Origin of the sequence: Psychrobacter sp. HII-4 (assembly GCF_904846595.1) — a bacterium.
Classification (GTDB): domain Bacteria; phylum Pseudomonadota; class Gammaproteobacteria; order Pseudomonadales; family Moraxellaceae; genus Psychrobacter; species Psychrobacter celer.
In genome coordinates this window covers 61,560-80,242 of the sequence record NZ_CAJHBJ010000008.1, presented here as the reverse complement: position 1 = coordinate 80,242, position 18,683 = coordinate 61,560, and the positions used below count along the sequence as shown (strand labels likewise).

Genomic DNA, 18,683 nt, shown 5'->3' with positions numbered 1-18,683 from the left:
TAGGAAATCATCCATATAAAGGTTACGGCATTGTAATAAAGTGTTTATGATTGTGTTATGGTAGATATAATTGTAATATGAGAAACAGCGTCGGCAGGTCATCATCGTGCTAGACGCTTTTTTAGCCATAAACATCAGTCAATTACAAAAAACAGCTGCCCAATAGGCGTCATAATAATTGCATTGCTGTGTCTGTAAACTGCGCTGAGTCTCTACGAATATATAATCGAAGGGCTTGACAGGTATAGACGTAAGTAGGGTTTGTTAAGGCGGCGACAGCGGTACATATTGTGGATATAACAATGAAGATGAGCTTAAAAAAGATAGCAAAAGCACTGTTGATCACGACATTTAGCAGTGCCATGCTAATGAGTACTGCCCACGCCAATAATCCACCACCTACCATCAAAGCCGATGCCCCCAATCGCTACATCGTCAAAAAAGGCGATACCTTATGGGATATCTCTGGGCGCTACTTAGACAGCCCATGGCGCTGGAAAGAGATTTGGGCAACCAATAAACACATCAAAAACCCACATCTGATCTACCCAAACGACATCCTTATCTTGTGCGTGATTCAGGGTAAAACCTTGGTCGGTGTCGATACGGGCGAAGGCTGTGCAGGAATCGAAAAGCAGTTGACGGGTGATGTCACCGCCAGTGCGGTCACTGTGACCTCAACGGCCAACAGTATCCCTCCTATTCCTTGGTCAGCGATTCAGCATTGGCTCGATAAGACCATTATTGTCGATCCACAAGATTTTAATACCACGCCATACATCTTGGCTTCTAAAAACCGCAACTTAATCACCGCCAGTGGTGATAAGGTCTATGCCAAAGGCGTACCACTGATCGTGGGGCAACGCTATGGCATTTACCGTGAAGGTGAGAGATACGTCGAGCCAAAAACCCAAAAAGTCATCGGTCTTGAAGTCACCCAAGTGGCCACAGGCCTAGTGACATCGACAGAAAGCAACGGCGTCACCAGCCTGCAACTGACAGACAGCTATGGCAAAGAAGTGCGCGAAGGTGATCGGGTATTTGTAGAATTAGACAATGCTATCCCGCCTGTGTTTTATCCAACCCCAGCCAGCGTCAGTCGTGGCGGTATGATCGTACGAGTGATGGATTCGATCAGCTCCGCAGCAAAAGGCAGCGTGGTCGCCATCAACCTTGGTAGTACGCATGGTGCCAAACCTGGTGATGTGTTGACTGTGTACCAAAAAGGACCATTGGTGCGTGATATCAGAGACAATGATACGCCAGTGCGTTTGCCAAACGAGCCAAGTGGGATGCTGATGGTTTTTAATACGTTTGAACATATCAGCTATGCCTATGTACTGGATTCTGAGCTACCACTGAATGTCGGTGATCAGTTATTACCGCCGCCATATTTATAAACACGCCAAATACAGTACAAGGTTTTGAGATGAGCACCCGATCTTAGCGGAGGCGAGCCAAACGATGATGACAGCAGTCACTCCTTCTTTATCAGACGAGCAGCGCGCCATAGTGGCGCTATGGTATGAGGTGAATGCGTCATTATCTGCTTATCACAAGCTGACGACGAGCTTTGGTAGTGCACAGATGGCGTGGACGGCGACAGTAGAGGCTTGGCGGCAGCTGGGTATTCATTATACCCATCTCAAACGCCATGAGCAGCCAGCGCAAACACGCGCTAATATCGACAAAATCCAACAAGCACGCGTAGAAGGACGCTATGGATTACTGTTTGCCGATCAAGCGGACTATCCTGCCCAGCTGCTACAGATATATGATCCGCCGCCAGTGTTGTTTTATCGCGGTAATCTCTCTCGTCTGCACCAAGCCCAAATCGCCATCGTCGGTAGTCGCAAGCCCACCGCCCACGCACAAAAAATCACCTTTGATATGGCGCAGTACTTAGCGCAGGCAGGCTACATTGTCACCAGCGGGCTGGCCATGGGTGTGGATAAACGCGCACATCTAGGCGCACTGGCACAGACAGATTTAGCCCATCAAGGCCGGACGATTGGGGTGATGGGCACAGGAATTGATGTCAATTATCCCAATCATCACGACCAGCTATTTAGTCAAATCATCGAGCAGGGCGGCTGTATCATCAGTGAGCTGCTACCGCATACGCCGCCGCACAAGCATACCTTTCCACGCCGTAATCGCTTGGTCGCAGGACTCAGTCTAGCGACCATCGTCACCGAAGCCACCATTCAAAGTGGCTCGCTGATCACCGCGCGCTTGACCTCAGAGCAAGGCAAGCAAGTCTTTGCGGTGCCAAGCCATATTGACAATAGCAATGCTGAAGGCTGCCACCATTTGATACGCGAAGGGGCGACGTTGATTTATCATCCTCAGCAGGTTATTGAAGATGTCAGCAGTCAGCTTAGCCACCAGAAAGGTTTTGATAGTCGCGTACCGCCGAACAAACGCACACCTTCTGATAATGATAACGCCACACCATCAGCACAGGTTGCCAATACTGCAGAAAGCCCGCTGCCATCTACGATAGCTCATCACCCGGACCCTGTGGCTCCCAAACACTTGCAGCCAGTATATGAGCAGCTTGATTGGCATGGGCAAGATTTGGATGCGCTGTTACTGGCCACCACGCTTGAAGCACCCGCTTTGATCGGGCAGCTGATGGAGCTTGAGCTATTGGGTCTCATCAGCGTACAAGGCGGGCGTTACTTGCGTGTCTAAAAAATGCTATTTTTGCGAGTGGCTGTCTTAGATTGGCTTTTTGCTGTGGTATGATAAGTTTCTACCTTTTTATTTTTTGTACCTCCATCATGAAACCATCCTCCTCCGTTTTGGCCGACTCTGTCAGCCAAGCTGCTACTTGGCTAAAAAATGGCCAGCTACTTGCTTATCCAACCGAAAGTGTCTGGGGTATCGGCTGTGACCCTTATAATCAAGCCGCCGTACAGCGCATCTTGACCATCAAACAGCGACCAATCGCCAAAGGCATGATTGTCATTACCGATAGTGCCGAGCGTTTAGCGCCGTTGCTTGCACCTTTAACACAGGCTCAGCGTCAGCCTATTTTGGCAAGCTGGCAGACGGACAGCGACAACACCCAGCCGCAGTATCAACAAGCGCATACATGGCTATTGCCTATCCCGGAAACACTAAGCACCAGTATCCCTCATTGGATAACCGGCCAGCATAAAACTGTGGCGGTACGGGTCATCTCTCATCCGCTTATCCAGCAGCTGTGCCAGCAGTTGGTCAGTGAGCAAAACCCTTTTGGCCTGCTGGTCTCCACCAGCTGTAACCCTTCAGGCCAGACGCCTGCCATGACTTTCTCTGAAGCTTATGCGTATTTTTCTGAGCAAATTGGCTACTTACAGGCTGATACCTTGGGGTATACGCTGCCGAGCCAAATCCGTGACGCGCGCACAGGTCTGATTATTCGTTAGCGCCCACTCATGCTTTACAGAAAATCAGACACACGGCATAAGTAGGTTGGACTGGGTTTTGTATTAATCTGACTATATATCGTCTTATAGTCGATTCTAAATGAAAAAGATACATTATATATCAACGTGGAACTGGTATAAATTTTCCTTGGGTGCTGTGCGTCTTATCTGTTTTTTGCCGCCGCTTTTCGTCAAGCGCCTGATGGTTACCACCATAGTTTAGGTGCAGGTCGGCGTCTGACCACTGCTATTTTGTTGCTGCTTAGTGTGCTACTGATGACCAGCTTACATAGTATCCGAGCCACTCACATGGCGCATCATCGAGACCCATTAGGCGATCACGACGTTGAGGGTCATTTGGCAAAGGCATCATGGCAGCAAGCACTGCTCGGCGGTATCACGTATCGGTTGGCTATCTACCGTCAAGGGCTGCGCTTGAGCAGTCGCCGTCATAGGATGCTGGCTTGGCTAGAGTTTGGATTGATAGCATTGGTGATCATGGGCGCCCTGATGATGAGCGTGTTTGCTGCGTCTACGGTGCTTGGGCAGGTGGTACTATACCATCTTGTGGTGATGATGTTGGCCAATGCCAGTGTCGGTATCATCGCTGTGTGGGGCGTGCATCATGACTGTGACGAGACGATAGCTCGCACTGAGCGCAACCCTCTGGTAAATCTGCTGACATTTAATTTACTTTATCATGTAGAGCATCATTTGTTTCCTGCGATACCATCCAACCATTTGCCAGCGCTTGCCAAGCGTTTGGACGCAGCCGCACCTCACTTGACCAATGCGCCTGTACTACCCAGCCGCACTACCGTTATAAAGCGCATGAAGCGTCGCTGGAGTGCCATAAAAGACACGTACCAAAACAGTAATGACAGTGAATGCCCTATCCGTAAGCGTTTTGCTTAGAGACGAGTAGATCTCTAAATGGATAAAAGAAGGCCAATTATTTTATAGGTGCTGGTCACTAGGGCATGTCTTTATTTTTAACCCATTTAGATGACTATTGATTGAATTGAAGAGATGTCCTAGACCAAAAGACGTTACCAAACACCTGTGAAAGTCGTTTTGATATCACGGTAAAAGAAGACGATGATGGAGAGACAGCGTTTATCTTAAGCAAAGAGTTGACGATACAGATAGTTGGCGACATGAATAAGGAGTCAGACATGCATATCTTAATCAGTGGTGGTTCAGGGTTTTTGGGTCGAGCATTTAGCGACGAAATCATGGCACGGTATCGTGAGCGAAAAAAGGTACTACAAGTCACTTGGCTGACGCGTGATAGTAACCAGGCACACCCTGACGATATCGCTATGATGACTTATGATGAGCTTACAAAGACTGATAAAAGCTTTGATGTGATAATAAACCTAGCGGGGGCTGGTATTGCCGACTCGCGCTGGAGCGATAGTCGCAAAGAGCAGCTGATGGCGAGCCGTATCCGGCCTACTGAGGCATTGTTGGCATTTATCGCTCGCAGTCGCAGCAACCCCAAATTATTGATTAGTGGTTCAGCGATAGGATGGTACGGCACACAAGGCGATAAACCATTGACAGAAAGTAGTGGTTTTGAGACAGATTTTGCTCATAAATTATGTGATGATTGGGAGCAGTTAGCGCTTAAAGCCACTGAACATGGTGTGCCTGTGGCAATCGTGCGCACTGGTGTGGTGATTCATCCTGATGGCGGGATGCTTGCCAAGCTTTTGACCCCATTTAAAATGGGCGTTGGTGGACAATTGGGCGATGGCAAGCAAATCATGAGCTGGATCAGTCGGGCAGACTGGGTCGGCGCTGTGATATTTATCATTGAGCAGCACCTTGCTGATTATGACAACAGTCAAACCACAAATGATAATTCACTAAAAGTCACAAATGATACGCCAGCCATGGTCTACAACTTAACTGCGCCCAATCCTGTGACCAATCATACTTTTACCAAAACCGTAGGTACCTGGCTACATCGTCCAACACTCTTTACTTTACCAGAATTTTTACTAAAGCTGATATTTGGTGAGATGTCGACACTACTAATTGATGGTCAAAAAGTATTGCCACAGGCGTTATTAGCGGCGTGTTATGAGTTTCGATATCCTACGCTCATGCAAGCCTTAGAGGCGAAATAGCGCTAAATAAAAGAACGGTCTACGGAGTTGTTTCATGTGAAACAAATACAACCCGTTCACCATCCGCATTGATATGATAAAACTGGTGCCTAATTATGGCTGTCAAAAAAAGCAAAGACTCAAGTATCACACTAACAAAACAGTACGATCGCAAGCCTTATCCGTGGTTAAGGATTGTTGTCAGCTTCGCACTACTTGGTGGGTGGATCGGGGCCAATGCGATGAATTTTATATTGTTTTTGCTGGACGGCGCTTTGCCAAGAAATATGCAAGGGTTTGATTTTCAGTACTTCATAACAAACATGTTCGAAGGTCTTGGTTTCAAGATGATAGCGGGTCTATTTCCTGCTTTGATAACTGCAGGTGTCATTATATATTTTAAGCTGCATCTTAAAACAATCAAAAGCTGGCTTGCGTTAGGAGTATTGGGATTTATGGCGACTGTTCCGTTTAGCCTCATCGTAATGCTGATAGCGGATTCGGTAGATCTTGGGCTCTTTTATTTGGCGACATTGGTGGGTATGTCAGGGTTATGTAGCGCCATCATAATAGGCGGTTTAACGACTCCCAAATCGTAGCGCTAAACGAATGGATATATTTGACTTTGCTGTGAGAGGTTTTAACTTAGAGGTGTTTCACGTGAAACCATATAACTGATTTATACCAGTTCCGCGTTTAAATGAATAGCCACGCTACTTTGAGCGACCCGAGCGCCATGCATCTGGTTTATTTGGATTCGACTATATGAGGTTTTATGTAAAAAGCGTGAAGCATTGATGAAAGAGCGTCTAAAGGCCAGCTATGATAGACGAAATCAGTTCTTTACCGATAGATTTGCATGTAGCAGGGCACACGCATGGCGGCCAGATATTTCCATTGACGTTATTGATGCGCGGGCTTGCGCCCCTACATTATGGCGCTAAGGTGGTAGGGGAGACGCAGTTTTTGGTGACATCGGGATATGGCTTTGGGCCGGTACCGTTTCGACTGGGCTCACGCTCTGAGATTTGGATGATTACCCTGACGCCCAGTGGTGCCGTTGCTGAGCCGTCGTCATAGTCAGCGCGCCAAAGCAGTCAGTCATTAGGCCGCTAACTGCCCCTGCTCACGAATGACCTCACGGACAAAACTGGCAAAACCGTGGATGATTTTTCGGGTTTCTAATCCTAGCCTCTGATGAATGCTCATAAAGTGAATAAAACCATGCGGCGCACCAAGTACCGTATAATTTCTCACCGATATGCTATGTGTCTTTAGTTGCTCTGCATACGCAAAAGCTTCATCACGTAACACATCCAGCTCTGAGGTGACGATATAAGTGGGGCAGACGTGGCTGTTGTCCCCCAGCATAGGCGAGTTGAGAATGTGTTGTCGGGGTAAGGGGCTGTTTTTTAGACATGCCGCGTCAAACACCGCCACATCGTCATGATCTAACAACAAGCCTTCGCCGTATAGCTCCCAGCTTGGATAGTCTGTCTCGATATCGGTAACAGGGTAAAGCGGCATTTGTGCAAGTGGTTGAGGCAGACGCTCTAACAGCGCAAACATATCTTGCCCCGCTTCGCCTAAGTCTGCCCAAGCTTGTTTGGCAGGGGCGGTGAGCTGCTGAGCAATAAGGGTAGATAAGCCGCCACCTGCGCTGTCGCCTGCCAAGACAATACGTGATGGCAGCGCGCCAAACATATGACAATGCTCGGCCAGCCAAGCATAAGCGCTGATACAGTCTTTTAGCGCGGCTGGGGCGGGGTGCTCAGGTGCCAATCGATAGTCGACACTGACGACAGGCCAGCCAGTCTGCTGGCTCAGCGCATGACAAAACTCGTGATGCGTATCGATACCGCCGATACAAAACCCACCACCATGAAAAAACAACAACACGGTCTCATCAGGATTGTGCACGCTGCCTTTTTTGATTGTCTTTCTATAAGTGCTAGCGTCTGGCTGATAGCAGCGAATGGTCATATCGCCATCATCAGCATTTGCAATCACCTTATCAGACCAACGAACGCTGACCTCACCTTTTTTGCGAAAGCGCTTTATATTATTCATCAGCGTATCGCCCGTCTGTTGCCATACCTTTGGAGACTGCATGGCCACGGCATCGGCAGCGAACCTTTCGCGCAGCTTAGGCATCGGCGTCAGCTCAAGCGGGGTTTTTAGCTTACTATTTATCGCCAAAATCAGCCGTAGATGGGCATCGGCATGCAAGTATTGCTTAGAAGTCGGGCCGCCAAGGTAGCTGACCAAACTTTCTAATAGCGGCAATGGCAAATAACCCAGCCCTTTTATCGCATAATGCAAGGTATGCGCTTGATGATGAACGACTTGCTGATAACCCAAACACGTGCTTTTTAACGCAAAGCATTGACGCTTAGCGCTATCTTTTGGTACAGCTTCTATCTCAGGCGCTAGCTCGTTTGAGCGCTTTAGATTGATCAACGCTCTATTTAATAAGGTGTTGAGCGATATGGTTGAGTGAGACATAACACCTCGGATACATGATGGTTAGTGTTTGAAATAACAGATGTTTTTGGCCATAGTAAAGCAAAAGAAAACAAAATTGAGTATATTTTGGTAATGGATTGAATGAAAACCGTAAAAATTTTGGAATAAACCGAAGGTTTGGTAGTGGGTGTGAGCTATAAAGGTAAATCAATACCAGTAGGAGGGTACCTCTTGCAAAATAGATTGGCTAGATTTGCCTGTTTGTTCCAACGTTTTGTTTCAATGTTTGGCCTCACTGTTTATGCCGTTGTCAGCGCCATATCTCTAGTCCCACGCTCGTTGGTACAGCAATTGTTGTAAATGGGAAAAAATCCTCAGCGCAAGGCTTGAAATTTGTCCTCATCACCTTTATCAATCAGCTATCAAAGCATATTCGCAAAAAATCAGTGATATTTGTTGATTATCTAATAAAAGCGCAGACTAATAAGAGCACAGCATGATTTGCTGCCAGCAGGTTTGTTGTGCCATACATCAATCGTCATTATTAAAATTCTAAGGAGCTATCATGAGCGAGCAAAACAATAACCACAAATCCCCTGAGCACAATGTGGCGCACGACAATGTCGAGCATAATGACAGTATTTTAGAAGAAACCATGCAAGAGTTTGATCCAAAAAACAATTCAGCTGAAAACGTCACTATCGACAACGAAATCGATATCGACACTTTCAAAGCACGTATTGCTGAGCTCGAAGGCGAGGTCAAGCAGGCCCGTGAGACCACCGCCCGTGCCAATGCCGAAGCTTACAATGCGCAAAAACGCATGGAGCAAGAAGCCGATAAAAGCAAAAAATTTGCCCTACAAAAATTTGCCAAAGAGCTATTGGAAGTCGTTGATAATCTAGAGCGTGCGATTGAAAACGCCGACGCCAGCGATCCGGTTACCGAAGGCGTGCAACTGACGCACAAAGCCCTGCTGTCTGTCCTCAACAAAAACGGTATCGAAGTGATTGACCCACAAGGTGAAAAGTTCAATGCCGATGTTCACGAAGCGGTGGGTATCGATGCCGATGCCGACGCTGATGTGGTCGGTACAGTGCTACAAAAAGGCTATAGCCTAAATGGTCGCCTACTACGCCCAGCGATGGTACGCGTGGGTCAGTAGGATTTTTTACTTGATTTTAAGCATCTAAACCTTACTTATATAAAGGGTTTTGACAAAAAATCACACAAAAGACAATTTTTGCTTGATGATTGCCTTGAAAAAACCGACAGGCAAACCGATATATAGCAATAAGTGACCGACTATGGTCTGAAGATATAAGTAGTTATATTTAAAATATACATTAGGAGCATTTGATTATGGGTAAAGTAATTGGTATTGACTTGGGTACAACCAACTCATGTGTGGCAGTGATGGAAGGTGACAAAGTCAAAGTCATCGAAAACGCTGAAGGTACCCGTACCACACCTTCTATCGTCGCTTATAAAGACGACGAAATCCTCGTTGGGCAATCGGCTAAGCGTCAAGCGGTCACCAACCCAAAAAACACTTTGTTTGCGATCAAGCGTCTGATCGGTCGCCGTTTTGATGACAAAGTGGTACAAAAAGACATCGGCATGGTGCCATACAAAATCGCCAAAGCGGATAACGGTGATGCTTGGGTAGAAGTAAACGGTAAAAAACTAGCGCCACCACAGGTTTCTGCTGAAATCTTGAAAAAAATGAAAAAAACGGCAGAAGACTATTTGGGTGAAAAAGTAACAGAAGCGGTCGTAACCGTACCTGCTTACTTCAACGACTCACAGCGTCAAGCCACCAAAGATGCCGGTAAAATCGCCGGTCTTGATGTAAAACGTATCATCAACGAACCAACTGCCGCCGCTCTTGCTTATGGTATGGACAAAAAGCAAGGCGATAGCACGGTTGCTGTATATGACTTGGGCGGTGGTACTTTTGATATCTCAATCATTGAGATTGCAGATGTAGACGGCGAGCAACAGTTTGAAGTACTAGCGACCAATGGTGACACATTCCTTGGCGGTGAAGACTTTGACTCAGCATTGATTGACTACTTGGTCGATGAATTCAAAAAAGAGCAAGACGTCAACCTAAAAGGTGACTCACTTGCGATGCAGCGTCTAAAAGAAGCAGCCGAAAAAGCAAAAATCGAGCTATCAAGCGCGCAAAGCACTGAAGTGAACTTACCATACATCACTGCTGACAGCAGTGGTCCTAAGCACTTGGTCATCACTATCAGCCGCTCTAAGCTTGAGAGCTTAACCGAAGATCTGGTACAGCGTACCATGGGTCCTTGTAAGATTGCCCTTGAAGATGCTGGCCTAAAAGTCGGCGACATCAACGACGTGATCTTGGTCGGTGGTCAGACTCGTATGCCACTTGTACAACAAAAAGTACAAGAGTTCTTCGGTCAAGAGCCACGTAAAGACGTAAACCCTGACGAAGCAGTAGCAGCGGGTGCCGCGATTCAAGGTGCGGTATTGTCTGGTGACAAAACTGACGTTTTATTGCTTGATGTGACACCATTGACGCTTGGTATTGAGACGATGGGCGGCGTAATGACCCCAATCATCGAGAAAAACACCATGATTCCTACCAAGAAATCACAAGTGTTCTCAACAGCAGAAGACAACCAGCCTGCGGTAACCATTCAGGTTTACCAAGGCGAGCGTAAAATCGCTAACCAAAACAAACTGCTTGGCCGCTTTGACTTAACAGATATTCCACCAGCGCCGCGTGGTGTGCCACAAATCGAAGTGACTTTCGATATCAACGCTGATGGTATCATGAACATCTCAGCGACTGACAAAGGTACTGGTAAAGCGCAAAGCATCCAGATCAAAGCAGACTCTGGCTTGTCGGATGAAGAAGTTGAGCAAATGGTACAAGATGCTGAAGCCAACGCAGCTGAAGATGAGAAGTTTGCAAATCTGGCACAAGTTCGCAACGAAGCGGATGGTCGTATCCATGCGGTACAAAAAGCGCTAAAAGAAGCGGGTGATAAAGTCACTGAAGAAGAAAAATCATCAGTAGAAGCGGCAATCTCTGAGTTAGAGATAGCGACTAAAGAAGATGATCATGACGACATCAAAGTCAAACTTGAAGCGCTAGACAATGCTTTCTTGCCTATCAGCCAAAAAATCTATGCTGATAGCGGTGCAGGCGCAGAAGGTATGGATCCAAGCCAGTTCCAGCAAGGTGCGGATGCAGCAAGTAACAACCAAGCCGACGATGATGTTGTCGATGCTGAGTTTACAGAAGTAGACGACAAAAAATAAAACGGCTGATAAGCTGACCGTTGATTAATGTGACATAAAAACGCACCTTTCGAGGTGCGTTTTTTTGTGGCAGTTACCCACTTGATCAACGATCGATATTTGGTTCAAGTAAGCTGGGCGCTAATAATCAGTGCTTCATAAGTGAGTATGACACCAGCGTCTCCCGCCTCGTCTATCACCGAAAAATGCTGCCAGTAGCGTCGCTCAAATTGCTGTAAGCTCGATTTGTTCCAAATGAAAGCCACGCGCGGGCTGGCTTTGTTTTGCGTTTGATTGGTCGATACACCAGTGAGTTTCATATGTTTGAGTACCGCATAAGGACTAGAAAACGTCACATCAAAGCGCCGTGTCGATAACGCAATATTGTCAAACCCAGCGTGATGCAATGCCAAGCGCCATTGCTGCATATCAGGATAGTGAAGCCCTTGACCAGTCAGGGCTTTGATTTGCAAAAAATTATTGGGCGTAAAGGTGCTAAAGGCCAGCTGACCACCTGCTTGGAGGCGAGAGGCAGAGTGGGTAACAAAGCTTAGAGGATTATCAAACCATTGCACAGCATTGGCACTGACAATCAAGCTATGTTCTCCTTTGAAGTCGATAGTTTCAGCGTCGCCGATGGCGATCTGAGCATTTGGCAAAATGCCTTTCAAGGTGGCTGTTTGCTCGGCGCATAGCTCATTGATCAGCCAGTGCTGGCTTTGAATGTGCTCGGCCAATAGGCGGGTCATCTGACCTGTACCTGCACCAATCTCTAAGACGCTATCTTGCGTTTTTTTTGAGATGGTCGCCAGCAAGTCGTGACAGATCTTTTGCTGGATAGTGGCGTGCTCATCATAATGACTGGCATTGGCAAAATGGCGCGCGATGGTTTGCTTTCTGTGATCTAGCTTGAGTGCGGCTGAGTGTGTCATCTATGCTATTACATCCTGTCGGCGAGCCATTTTTCCTAAACCATATTGTCAGTCTGTGACTGATCGTAAGGCATCTGTACGTCAGTCATCGCTAGTAGCGATTCAACCTATATTTAAGACAACTACAGCTGCTGAATTAACCGCTCACAGTCATCATAGGTCAGTTTGGCATTCATTACTAGACGAATGCGCGCGCTGTTGGCAGGCACCGTAGGCGGCCTAATAGGCAGTGCATAAAACCCAGCGGTCTGTAGCTGCTGGGCTTTGGCCAGTGTGCGCGCATTATCGCCCAATATATAAGGGACGATAGGCGAGGTATAGGCGCTGCTGACTGCGCTGGTAGAGTATTTGAGGGCAATGGCCTCGCTCAGCTCGGTAGACAGTAGCGCCAAATGCGTCCGCGCCGGTGTCAAGCTTGGCATTTTGGCCAACACAAAACGTGTCCAAGCATGGTTGATGGGCGGCAATGCGGTACTAAAGATAAGTGAGCGCATGTGATTGACCAGCCAGCGCTTGATGGTTTCATCACACATGATATAAGCGCCAACGGAGGCAAATGCCTTGCCAAAGGTACCAACCAAATAATCAATCTGCCCGAGTGTCTGCGTTTCCTCTGCCAGCCCAAGCCCTGTCTCCCCTAAGACCCCGATAGCATGAGCTTCGTCGACATACAGCTCAATGCGCGTATCTTGAGCTTTTATTTGTACCAGTTGTTGTAAGTCTGCGCGATCACCATCCATACTAAACACGCTTTCGGTCACGATAATGATGCGCCTGATATCGTCATCAGCTCGCTCGATAAGCCGAGCCAGATGCGCGTAGTCATTATGACGATAACGGCGATAGCCAACGGTCTTGTTTTGGCTAAGGCGCAGCCCATCGATGATACTGGCGTGCACCAGCTTATCTGCTAACACCAGCGTTTTGATGGGTAAGGCGGTCAGCGCGGGCAAAATACCGATATTGGCATGGTAGCCGCTGTTAAATACCAACACAGATTTTGGCCTACTCAGATTGCTAGGGCTGCTAGGACTATTAGAGGCATCTTCTTGACACACTGCCGTTTGATACCATGCTTGCATCTCAAGCTCTAAGGCTTGTAACTGCGTGTCGTCTCCTGTGAGTAGCCGTGAGGAGGTGGCACTCATCTTAGGATAATGCGTGTCAGACAATTGATCCATCTGCTCAAAAAACGCCCTTTGTAGACTACTGTCGCTGCCCAAGCCCAGATAGTCATTACTGGCGATGTTTAGTAAGCGTTTGCCTTGATAAACAACATAGCGCCCATCATGTGCCAGCGTCGGTATCTGCCGATACTGCTCATTTTTCTTTAACGTCTGTAGTGCTTGCTCCAGCTCATCCTTGAGGGTCATCATCTATTTTTCCTGTTATTTTGATAAAACAAAGCGATTTTTTGGCCTTTTTCAGTCTCTTTGTCCCTTGTGGCTAGGGCATGTATTCTATCAATCGGTAATCGTCTAACTGGGTGAACATGAGGATATGCTCGGTAAAACCTAGTGCTCAAATACACGCGCTGCCATCGCTTTCGATGAAATAAGTAGGAATTATTGCACAAAAATGGAGGTTGTAACAAAAGATTTCATATCTTTGCCTTTGTAACCCACACGCTGATAAATACTTGCAAATCTTAACTCTCATACCATTAAACACTGACAGAGTGTTTGAAATAGCTTGTTACTATATATTCATCGTTAGCAAACAAGGCGATAAGGCCAAAAGCCTATATAAATAGATAACTTGTTTGTCACAATTTTAAGGAGCTTATCATGAATACTCTACAAAAAACCCTACTTGCGCTAGCTACTGGTTCATTGTTGACAGTCAGTGCTCAAGCTGCGACGACTTATAGCAACGGCTACACAGGCCAACCTTATGTGGGTGTAAAAGTCGGTCAGTTTGACTTAGATATCGACAATGCTGATGACCCAACAGCTTACGGTATATATGGTGGTTATAACTTTGACCAAAACTTCGGTATCGAAGCAGAATATGTCGGCTCAGACGATGCTGACTACAGAAACGGCGACCTAGATGCCAAAACGTATGGTGCTTATGGTACAGCTCGCTACCAGTTTCCAAACACGGGCTTATACGCCAAAGGCAAACTAGGGGTAGCCAAAACTGAGGTCGAAGGCGATTACACTGTGGGACCAGTTAAAGTTTCAGATTCTAGTAGTGATACTGGTATCGCAGGTGGCGTGGGACTTGGTTACTCAGTGAACCCAAACTTTGGGGTTGAAGCCGAGTACGCCATGATGGATAGCGATGTTAATGCCAAACTATTAACAGTGGGCGCTCATTTAAAATTCTAAATCGATGATGAAATGACCTAAAGTCTACCGGATTAGAAATTTACAAGAGAAATACAGTCATTGAGAAACGACAGTTGTCTGTCTCGTTTCTCAAACCAATACTCTATATAAGATTGACGAACTACACTATCTTAGGGGAATATTATGAAAACTTTACAAAAGACACTATTGGCTTTAGCGGCAGGTTCATTACTCACCGTAGGCGCACAAGCTGCTGTTACTTATGGTAATGGTTACACTGGTCAAGCCTACGTCGGTGCCAAAGTCGGTCAATTTGATCTAGACGTCAATGATGCTGATGATCCAACGGCTTATGGTATCTATGGGGGTTATAATTTTGACCCTAACTTTGGTATCGAAGCTGAGTATGTCGGCTCAGATGATGCAGATTATCGCGGTGGCGATATTGATGCTAAGTCTTATGGCGCTTATGGTACTTACCGCTATCAGATCCCAAATACAGGGTTATACGCCAAAGGTAAACTAGGTGTGGCAAAAACTGAGATAGAAGGGGACTATACGCGCAATATTGGCAATACTGAAATCAGAACCGAGACGTATTCGGACAGTGATACGAGCCTAGCAGGCGGTGTTGGTCTTGGTTATTCAGTGAGTCCAAACTTTAGCGTTGAAGCTGAATACGACAAGTTGGGAAGTGATGCTGATCTAATGACTGTTGGTGGTCAGCTAAAGTTCTAAGGCATTGATTGACCACAGCTTATATTTATATATCAGACAAAAAACGATCGCTTTGGCGGTCGTTTTTTTATGTGGCAAAGGTTATTCGGCGCTTTTTGATTTCATCTAAGATATGGGCGTTGTGTTATGAGTGGTGTATATTGATGATTTTTAAGAGGTTATAGATGCTAAAAGTATGCTACATTGAAAGCTAGGATAGCAAGCTAGGATGATTCAAACAGGGTAGGTGGCAATGATGGAGATGTTTTTGATGATTGAGCCTTGGCATTGGTTGGTACTGGGCTTTTTGTTGCTGATTGTTGAGATGTTTGTGCCGACATTCGCCAGCCTGTGGTTTGGTGCCGCTGCCATTATTGTTGCAGCATTGGCTTGGCTCTTGCCGATTTCTCTTTTTGTGCAAGTTGTCATTTGGTTGGTGCTGTCGGCGGTGTTTTTAGTGGCATGGTTTAAGTTTATCAAGCCTTTATCAGTGGACCGTACCAAAGCTGGATTGGGCGGTGGTGTCATCGTGGGTGAGACAGGGATGATTGTGCTATCACCGCAGTCCGAGCGCGCAGGTATCGTGCGCTTTAGTGTCCCTATCGTTGGCGCGGCAGAGTGGATGTGCCGCACCACAGGAGAGGAGATTGCAGTTGGTGAGCGGGTGGTGGTGACAGATATCGTGGGCAATGAGCTGATCGTCAGAAGTATGCAGTCGCCTACGCTGAGCCAAAAAAATAGGCAAGTTTGACTGCCAGTCAAATAGAATTATCAATTATAGGGATGAGTTATGGAAAGCTTTAGCATTGTGATGGTGGTGTTGATTGCGCTGGTAGTCTTTACCGTGTTTAAAGGGGTGCGCATCGTACCGCAAGGTTATAAGTGGGTGGTGCAGCGACTGGGTAAATATAGCCAGACACTAGAGCCTGGTCTCAACCTGATTATCCCTTATGTCGATGACGTCGCGTATAAAGTGACGACCAAAGACATCGTACTTGATATTCCATCGCAAGAAGTCATCACCCGTGATAACGTGGTAATCATCGCCAACGCGGTGGCTTATATCAATATCGTCCGCCCCGATAAGGCGGTCTATGGTATCGAAGATTATGAGTATGGTATCCGTAATCTGGTACAGACTTCCCTGCGCTCGATCATCGGTGAGATGGATTTGGATAACGCACTATCTAGTCGTGAGGAGATTAAAACCAAGCTCAAGCATGCCATCTCAGAAGACATCGCTGACTGGGGTATCACACTCAAAACAGTCGAGATTCAAGATATCAACCCCTCAGATACGATGCAAGCATCGATGGAAGAGCAGGCGGCTGCTGAGCGTTTGCGCCGTGCGACAGTGACGCGTGCCGATGGTCAAAAGCAAGCCGCTATCTTAGAAGCAGACGGCCGCTTAGAAGCCTCCCGTCGTGACGCTGAAGCGCAAGTGGTGCTGGCCAAAGGCTCTGAGGAGTCCATTCGCTTGATTACCGCTGCGATGGGCGATGAAGAGATGCCGATTGTTTATCTGCTAGGCGAGCAATACATCAAGTCGATACGTCAGCTTGCAGAGTCTGATAACTCAAAAATGGTGGTACTGCCTGCCGACATCTTGAGCACGGTCAAAGGTATGGTTGGCGATAAGTTTAAGGTGTAACAACGCTACGGTTGAGCGCTCATATTGACATAACAAAAGACCTCAAAAACGAGGTCTTTTTTGTGCATAAAGTATTTTTTAAAGTATAGTTAGCTGAATGTAAAACTGTTATGAATTTAGACGCGCTACTGGTATAAATTTTACTTGCGTGCTGCGTTCCCAGAGGCTGCGCAAAATTCATCCCAGTAGCGCTATGACATTTTTAGAATGTATCGACTATACGTTAAATCACTTTAGAAAAGCGGTTTTTATGCTTTTTGTCCAAATATTCATCAAACACCATGGCGACGTTGCGACCGAGTAGGCGGCCTTTTGGCAGCACACGAATACCAGCGGCATCCATATCGATAAGTCTGTCCTCTTGCATCGCGCCTAACTGCGCAATCTCATCAATAAAATAGGTGATGGCATCGATACCAAATTTTTGATTGACGTCTTTAAAGTCGATGTAGTCGTGACACAGCAGATTCATGATCACATACTCGCGCAAGCGATCTTTGATAGAGGTTTTGATCACTTTGACCGCAGGCATGATGGCCAGATTGTGCTGCGCAGCATCGATGGTGGCTTGATAAGCTTGCAGGTCGGTATCGTTTTGCAAGATATAGCGGCTATTAGCATTGGCGATTTGACTGATCGATGAGACCCCAAAGCCGAGCAAATCACAGTCGCCCATGATGGTATAGCCCTGAAAATTGCGATGCAACTTACCCTCGCGCTGTGCCACAGCCAGCTCGTCATCGGGCTTGGCAAAGTGGTCGATGCCGATGTATTGATAGCCTGCCTCGGTGAGCGTGTTAATGGTGTTGCCCAGCATGGTCAGTTTGGCTGCAGGACTAGGTAAATCCGCTTCTTTGATTTGGCGCTGGGCTTTAAAGCGCTCCGGCAGATGCGCGTAGTTAAACACCGACAGCCGGTCGGGTGCCATCTCGATGATGCGACGTACGGTTTGCTCCAATGTCTCAGGCGTTTGATGCGGCAGACCGTAGATCAGATCGATATTGATAGAATGAAAGCCCAATTCGCGTGCTTCAGTAAGTACGCTTTCGATTAATTCCGCTGAATGCACGCGGTTGACGGCGATTTGGACGCTCTCATCTAAGTCTTGTACCCCTAAGCTGATGCGGTTAAAGCCCAGATCGCGTAGGACTTTGAGGGTGTTGCCGCTCAGCTCACGCGGATCAATCTCGATAGAGTAGTCGCCTTCATCATCACTTAAAAACTCAAACTGGGTTTGTAAAAACTCCCACAGCTGTACCATCTCCTCGTCACGCAAGAATGTCGGCGTACCTCCACCTAAATGCAACTGCTTGACGACTGGGTTCTTGCCACCTTCAGTGGTCAATAAGCGCCGCTTGAGTTTAATCTCAGCGATGAGATACTCTAAGTAGTCGCCTGAATCGCTATTTTTCTTAGTGATGATTTTATTGCAAGCGCAGTAATAACAAAGGTGGCGACAAAACGGGATGTGAAAGTATAAAGACAGTGGCGCCCGCGCTTCGCGATTTTTTAGAATTTTGGTCTCTAAATCTACTGGTATCGGGGTAAACTCCAGCGCTGTTGGATAAGAGGTATAACGTGGCCCTGAACGATTGTATTTTTGGATCAACGCTTCATCAAATGCTGGCAGCTGCTTGCTGGTGATACTGCCGCGCGTACTGGCATATGGGTTGTCAGGCTGCATGACAGGGCGCGTGGTCGTCGGCTGCTCGTCAGCGCGGTTGTAGGGCTGCTGAGTATCTGGTTGTGAGTATTCTGTCATACGGCATTCCTCGGGTTGACCATACAGGCTGCGGTTTTGGGTGTCGCTTTTG

Annotated in this window: 17 protein-coding genes; 13 read left to right on the top strand and 4 right to left on the bottom strand. The window is 47.0% G+C overall.

From position 1 onward, the window contains the following. Positions 1-302: 302 nt before the first annotated feature. The 7 genes from JMX98_RS06280 to JMX98_RS06250 all read left to right on the top strand — a co-directional run bounded on the left by JMX98_RS06280 (position 303) and on the right by JMX98_RS06250 (position 6,610). Entirely contained in the window at positions 303-1,400 is a 1,098-nt protein-coding gene (locus tag JMX98_RS06280; RefSeq protein WP_201585343.1) for a LysM peptidoglycan-binding domain-containing protein, read from the top strand. A 64-nt stretch (positions 1,401-1,464) separates the two neighbouring features. After that, positions 1,465-2,697: a DNA-processing protein DprA gene (dprA, locus tag JMX98_RS06275; RefSeq protein ID WP_201585341.1), complete on the top strand. Its 1,233-nt coding sequence runs from the start codon at positions 1,465-1,467 to the stop codon at positions 2,695-2,697. Positions 2,698-2,786: 89 nt separating this feature from the next. Further along, positions 2,787-3,416 (top strand): L-threonylcarbamoyladenylate synthase, encoded by a 630-nt coding sequence (locus tag JMX98_RS06270; protein WP_201585339.1) that lies wholly within the window; start codon positions 2,787-2,789, stop codon positions 3,414-3,416. A gap of 252 nt (positions 3,417-3,668) precedes the next feature. Next, positions 3,669-4,331: a fatty acid desaturase family protein gene (locus JMX98_RS06265; RefSeq protein WP_413786521.1), complete on the top strand. Its 663-nt coding sequence runs from the start codon at positions 3,669-3,671 to the stop codon at positions 4,329-4,331. 260 nt (positions 4,332-4,591) lie between these two features. Further along, a complete protein-coding gene (locus JMX98_RS06260; protein ID WP_201585337.1) occupies positions 4,592-5,551 on the top strand; it encodes a TIGR01777 family oxidoreductase in 960 nt (319 codons plus the stop codon). Between the two features lie 95 nt (positions 5,552-5,646). Continuing rightward, positions 5,647-6,129, top strand: coding sequence for a hypothetical protein (locus tag JMX98_RS06255; protein WP_201585335.1), 483 nt, complete (start codon positions 5,647-5,649; stop codon positions 6,127-6,129). A gap of 223 nt (positions 6,130-6,352) precedes the next feature. After that, the gene (locus tag JMX98_RS06250) at positions 6,353-6,610 is read left to right on the top strand and encodes a hypothetical protein (RefSeq protein ID WP_201585334.1); all 258 of its coding nucleotides are present in this window, start codon (positions 6,353-6,355) and stop codon (positions 6,608-6,610) included. A 24-nt stretch (positions 6,611-6,634) separates the two neighbouring features. Here JMX98_RS06250 and JMX98_RS06245 read toward each other — a convergent pair whose 3' ends face one another. Continuing rightward, positions 6,635-8,035, bottom strand: coding sequence for an alpha/beta hydrolase (locus JMX98_RS06245; protein ID WP_201585333.1), 1,401 nt, complete (start codon positions 8,033-8,035; stop codon positions 6,635-6,637). A gap of 526 nt (positions 8,036-8,561) precedes the next feature. Here JMX98_RS06245 and grpE point away from each other — a divergent pair. Next, positions 8,562-9,161 (top strand): nucleotide exchange factor GrpE, encoded by a 600-nt coding sequence (gene grpE, locus JMX98_RS06240; protein ID WP_201585332.1) that lies wholly within the window; start codon positions 8,562-8,564, stop codon positions 9,159-9,161. Between the two features lie 197 nt (positions 9,162-9,358). Beyond that, on the top strand, positions 9,359-11,296 hold the full coding sequence (gene dnaK, locus JMX98_RS06235) for a molecular chaperone DnaK (RefSeq protein WP_201585331.1): 1,938 nt from the start codon (positions 9,359-9,361) through the stop codon (positions 11,294-11,296). Positions 11,297-11,400: 104 nt separating this feature from the next. Here dnaK and JMX98_RS06230 read toward each other — a convergent pair whose 3' ends face one another. Together JMX98_RS06230 and JMX98_RS06225 are read right to left on the bottom strand one after the other, a co-directional pair. Then, complete coding sequence (locus JMX98_RS06230; RefSeq protein ID WP_201585330.1) at positions 11,401-12,207, bottom strand: methyltransferase domain-containing protein; 807 nt, start codon at positions 12,205-12,207, stop codon at positions 11,401-11,403. 122 nt (positions 12,208-12,329) lie between these two features. After that, positions 12,330-13,580, bottom strand: coding sequence for an 8-amino-7-oxononanoate synthase (locus JMX98_RS06225; RefSeq protein WP_201585373.1), 1,251 nt, complete (start codon positions 13,578-13,580; stop codon positions 12,330-12,332). Positions 13,581-13,994: 414 nt separating this feature from the next. Here JMX98_RS06225 and JMX98_RS06220 point away from each other — a divergent pair, with 414 nt between their 5' ends. The 4 genes from JMX98_RS06220 to JMX98_RS06205 all read left to right on the top strand — a co-directional run bounded on the left by JMX98_RS06220 (position 13,995) and on the right by JMX98_RS06205 (position 16,869). Further along, positions 13,995-14,540 (top strand): porin family protein, encoded by a 546-nt coding sequence (locus JMX98_RS06220; RefSeq protein WP_201585329.1) that lies wholly within the window; start codon positions 13,995-13,997, stop codon positions 14,538-14,540. A gap of 144 nt (positions 14,541-14,684) precedes the next feature. Continuing rightward, positions 14,685-15,239 (top strand): porin family protein, encoded by a 555-nt coding sequence (locus JMX98_RS06215; protein WP_201585328.1) that lies wholly within the window; start codon positions 14,685-14,687, stop codon positions 15,237-15,239. A gap of 232 nt (positions 15,240-15,471) precedes the next feature. After that, the gene (locus JMX98_RS06210) at positions 15,472-15,969 is read left to right on the top strand and encodes an NfeD family protein (protein WP_201585326.1); all 498 of its coding nucleotides are present in this window, start codon (positions 15,472-15,474) and stop codon (positions 15,967-15,969) included. Positions 15,970-16,008: 39 nt separating this feature from the next. Beyond that, positions 16,009-16,869 carry an SPFH domain-containing protein gene (locus JMX98_RS06205; RefSeq protein ID WP_075101278.1) on the top strand — a complete coding sequence of 287 codons (861 nt, stop codon included), beginning with the start codon at positions 16,009-16,011 and terminating at the stop codon, positions 16,867-16,869. Between the two features lie 223 nt (positions 16,870-17,092). Here the strand turns inward: JMX98_RS06205 and hemN are convergent, their stop codons facing one another. After that, positions 17,093-18,553, bottom strand: coding sequence for an oxygen-independent coproporphyrinogen III oxidase (gene hemN, locus JMX98_RS06200; RefSeq protein WP_413786522.1), 1,461 nt, complete (start codon positions 18,551-18,553; stop codon positions 17,093-17,095). Between the last annotated feature and the right edge of the window lie 130 nt (positions 18,554-18,683).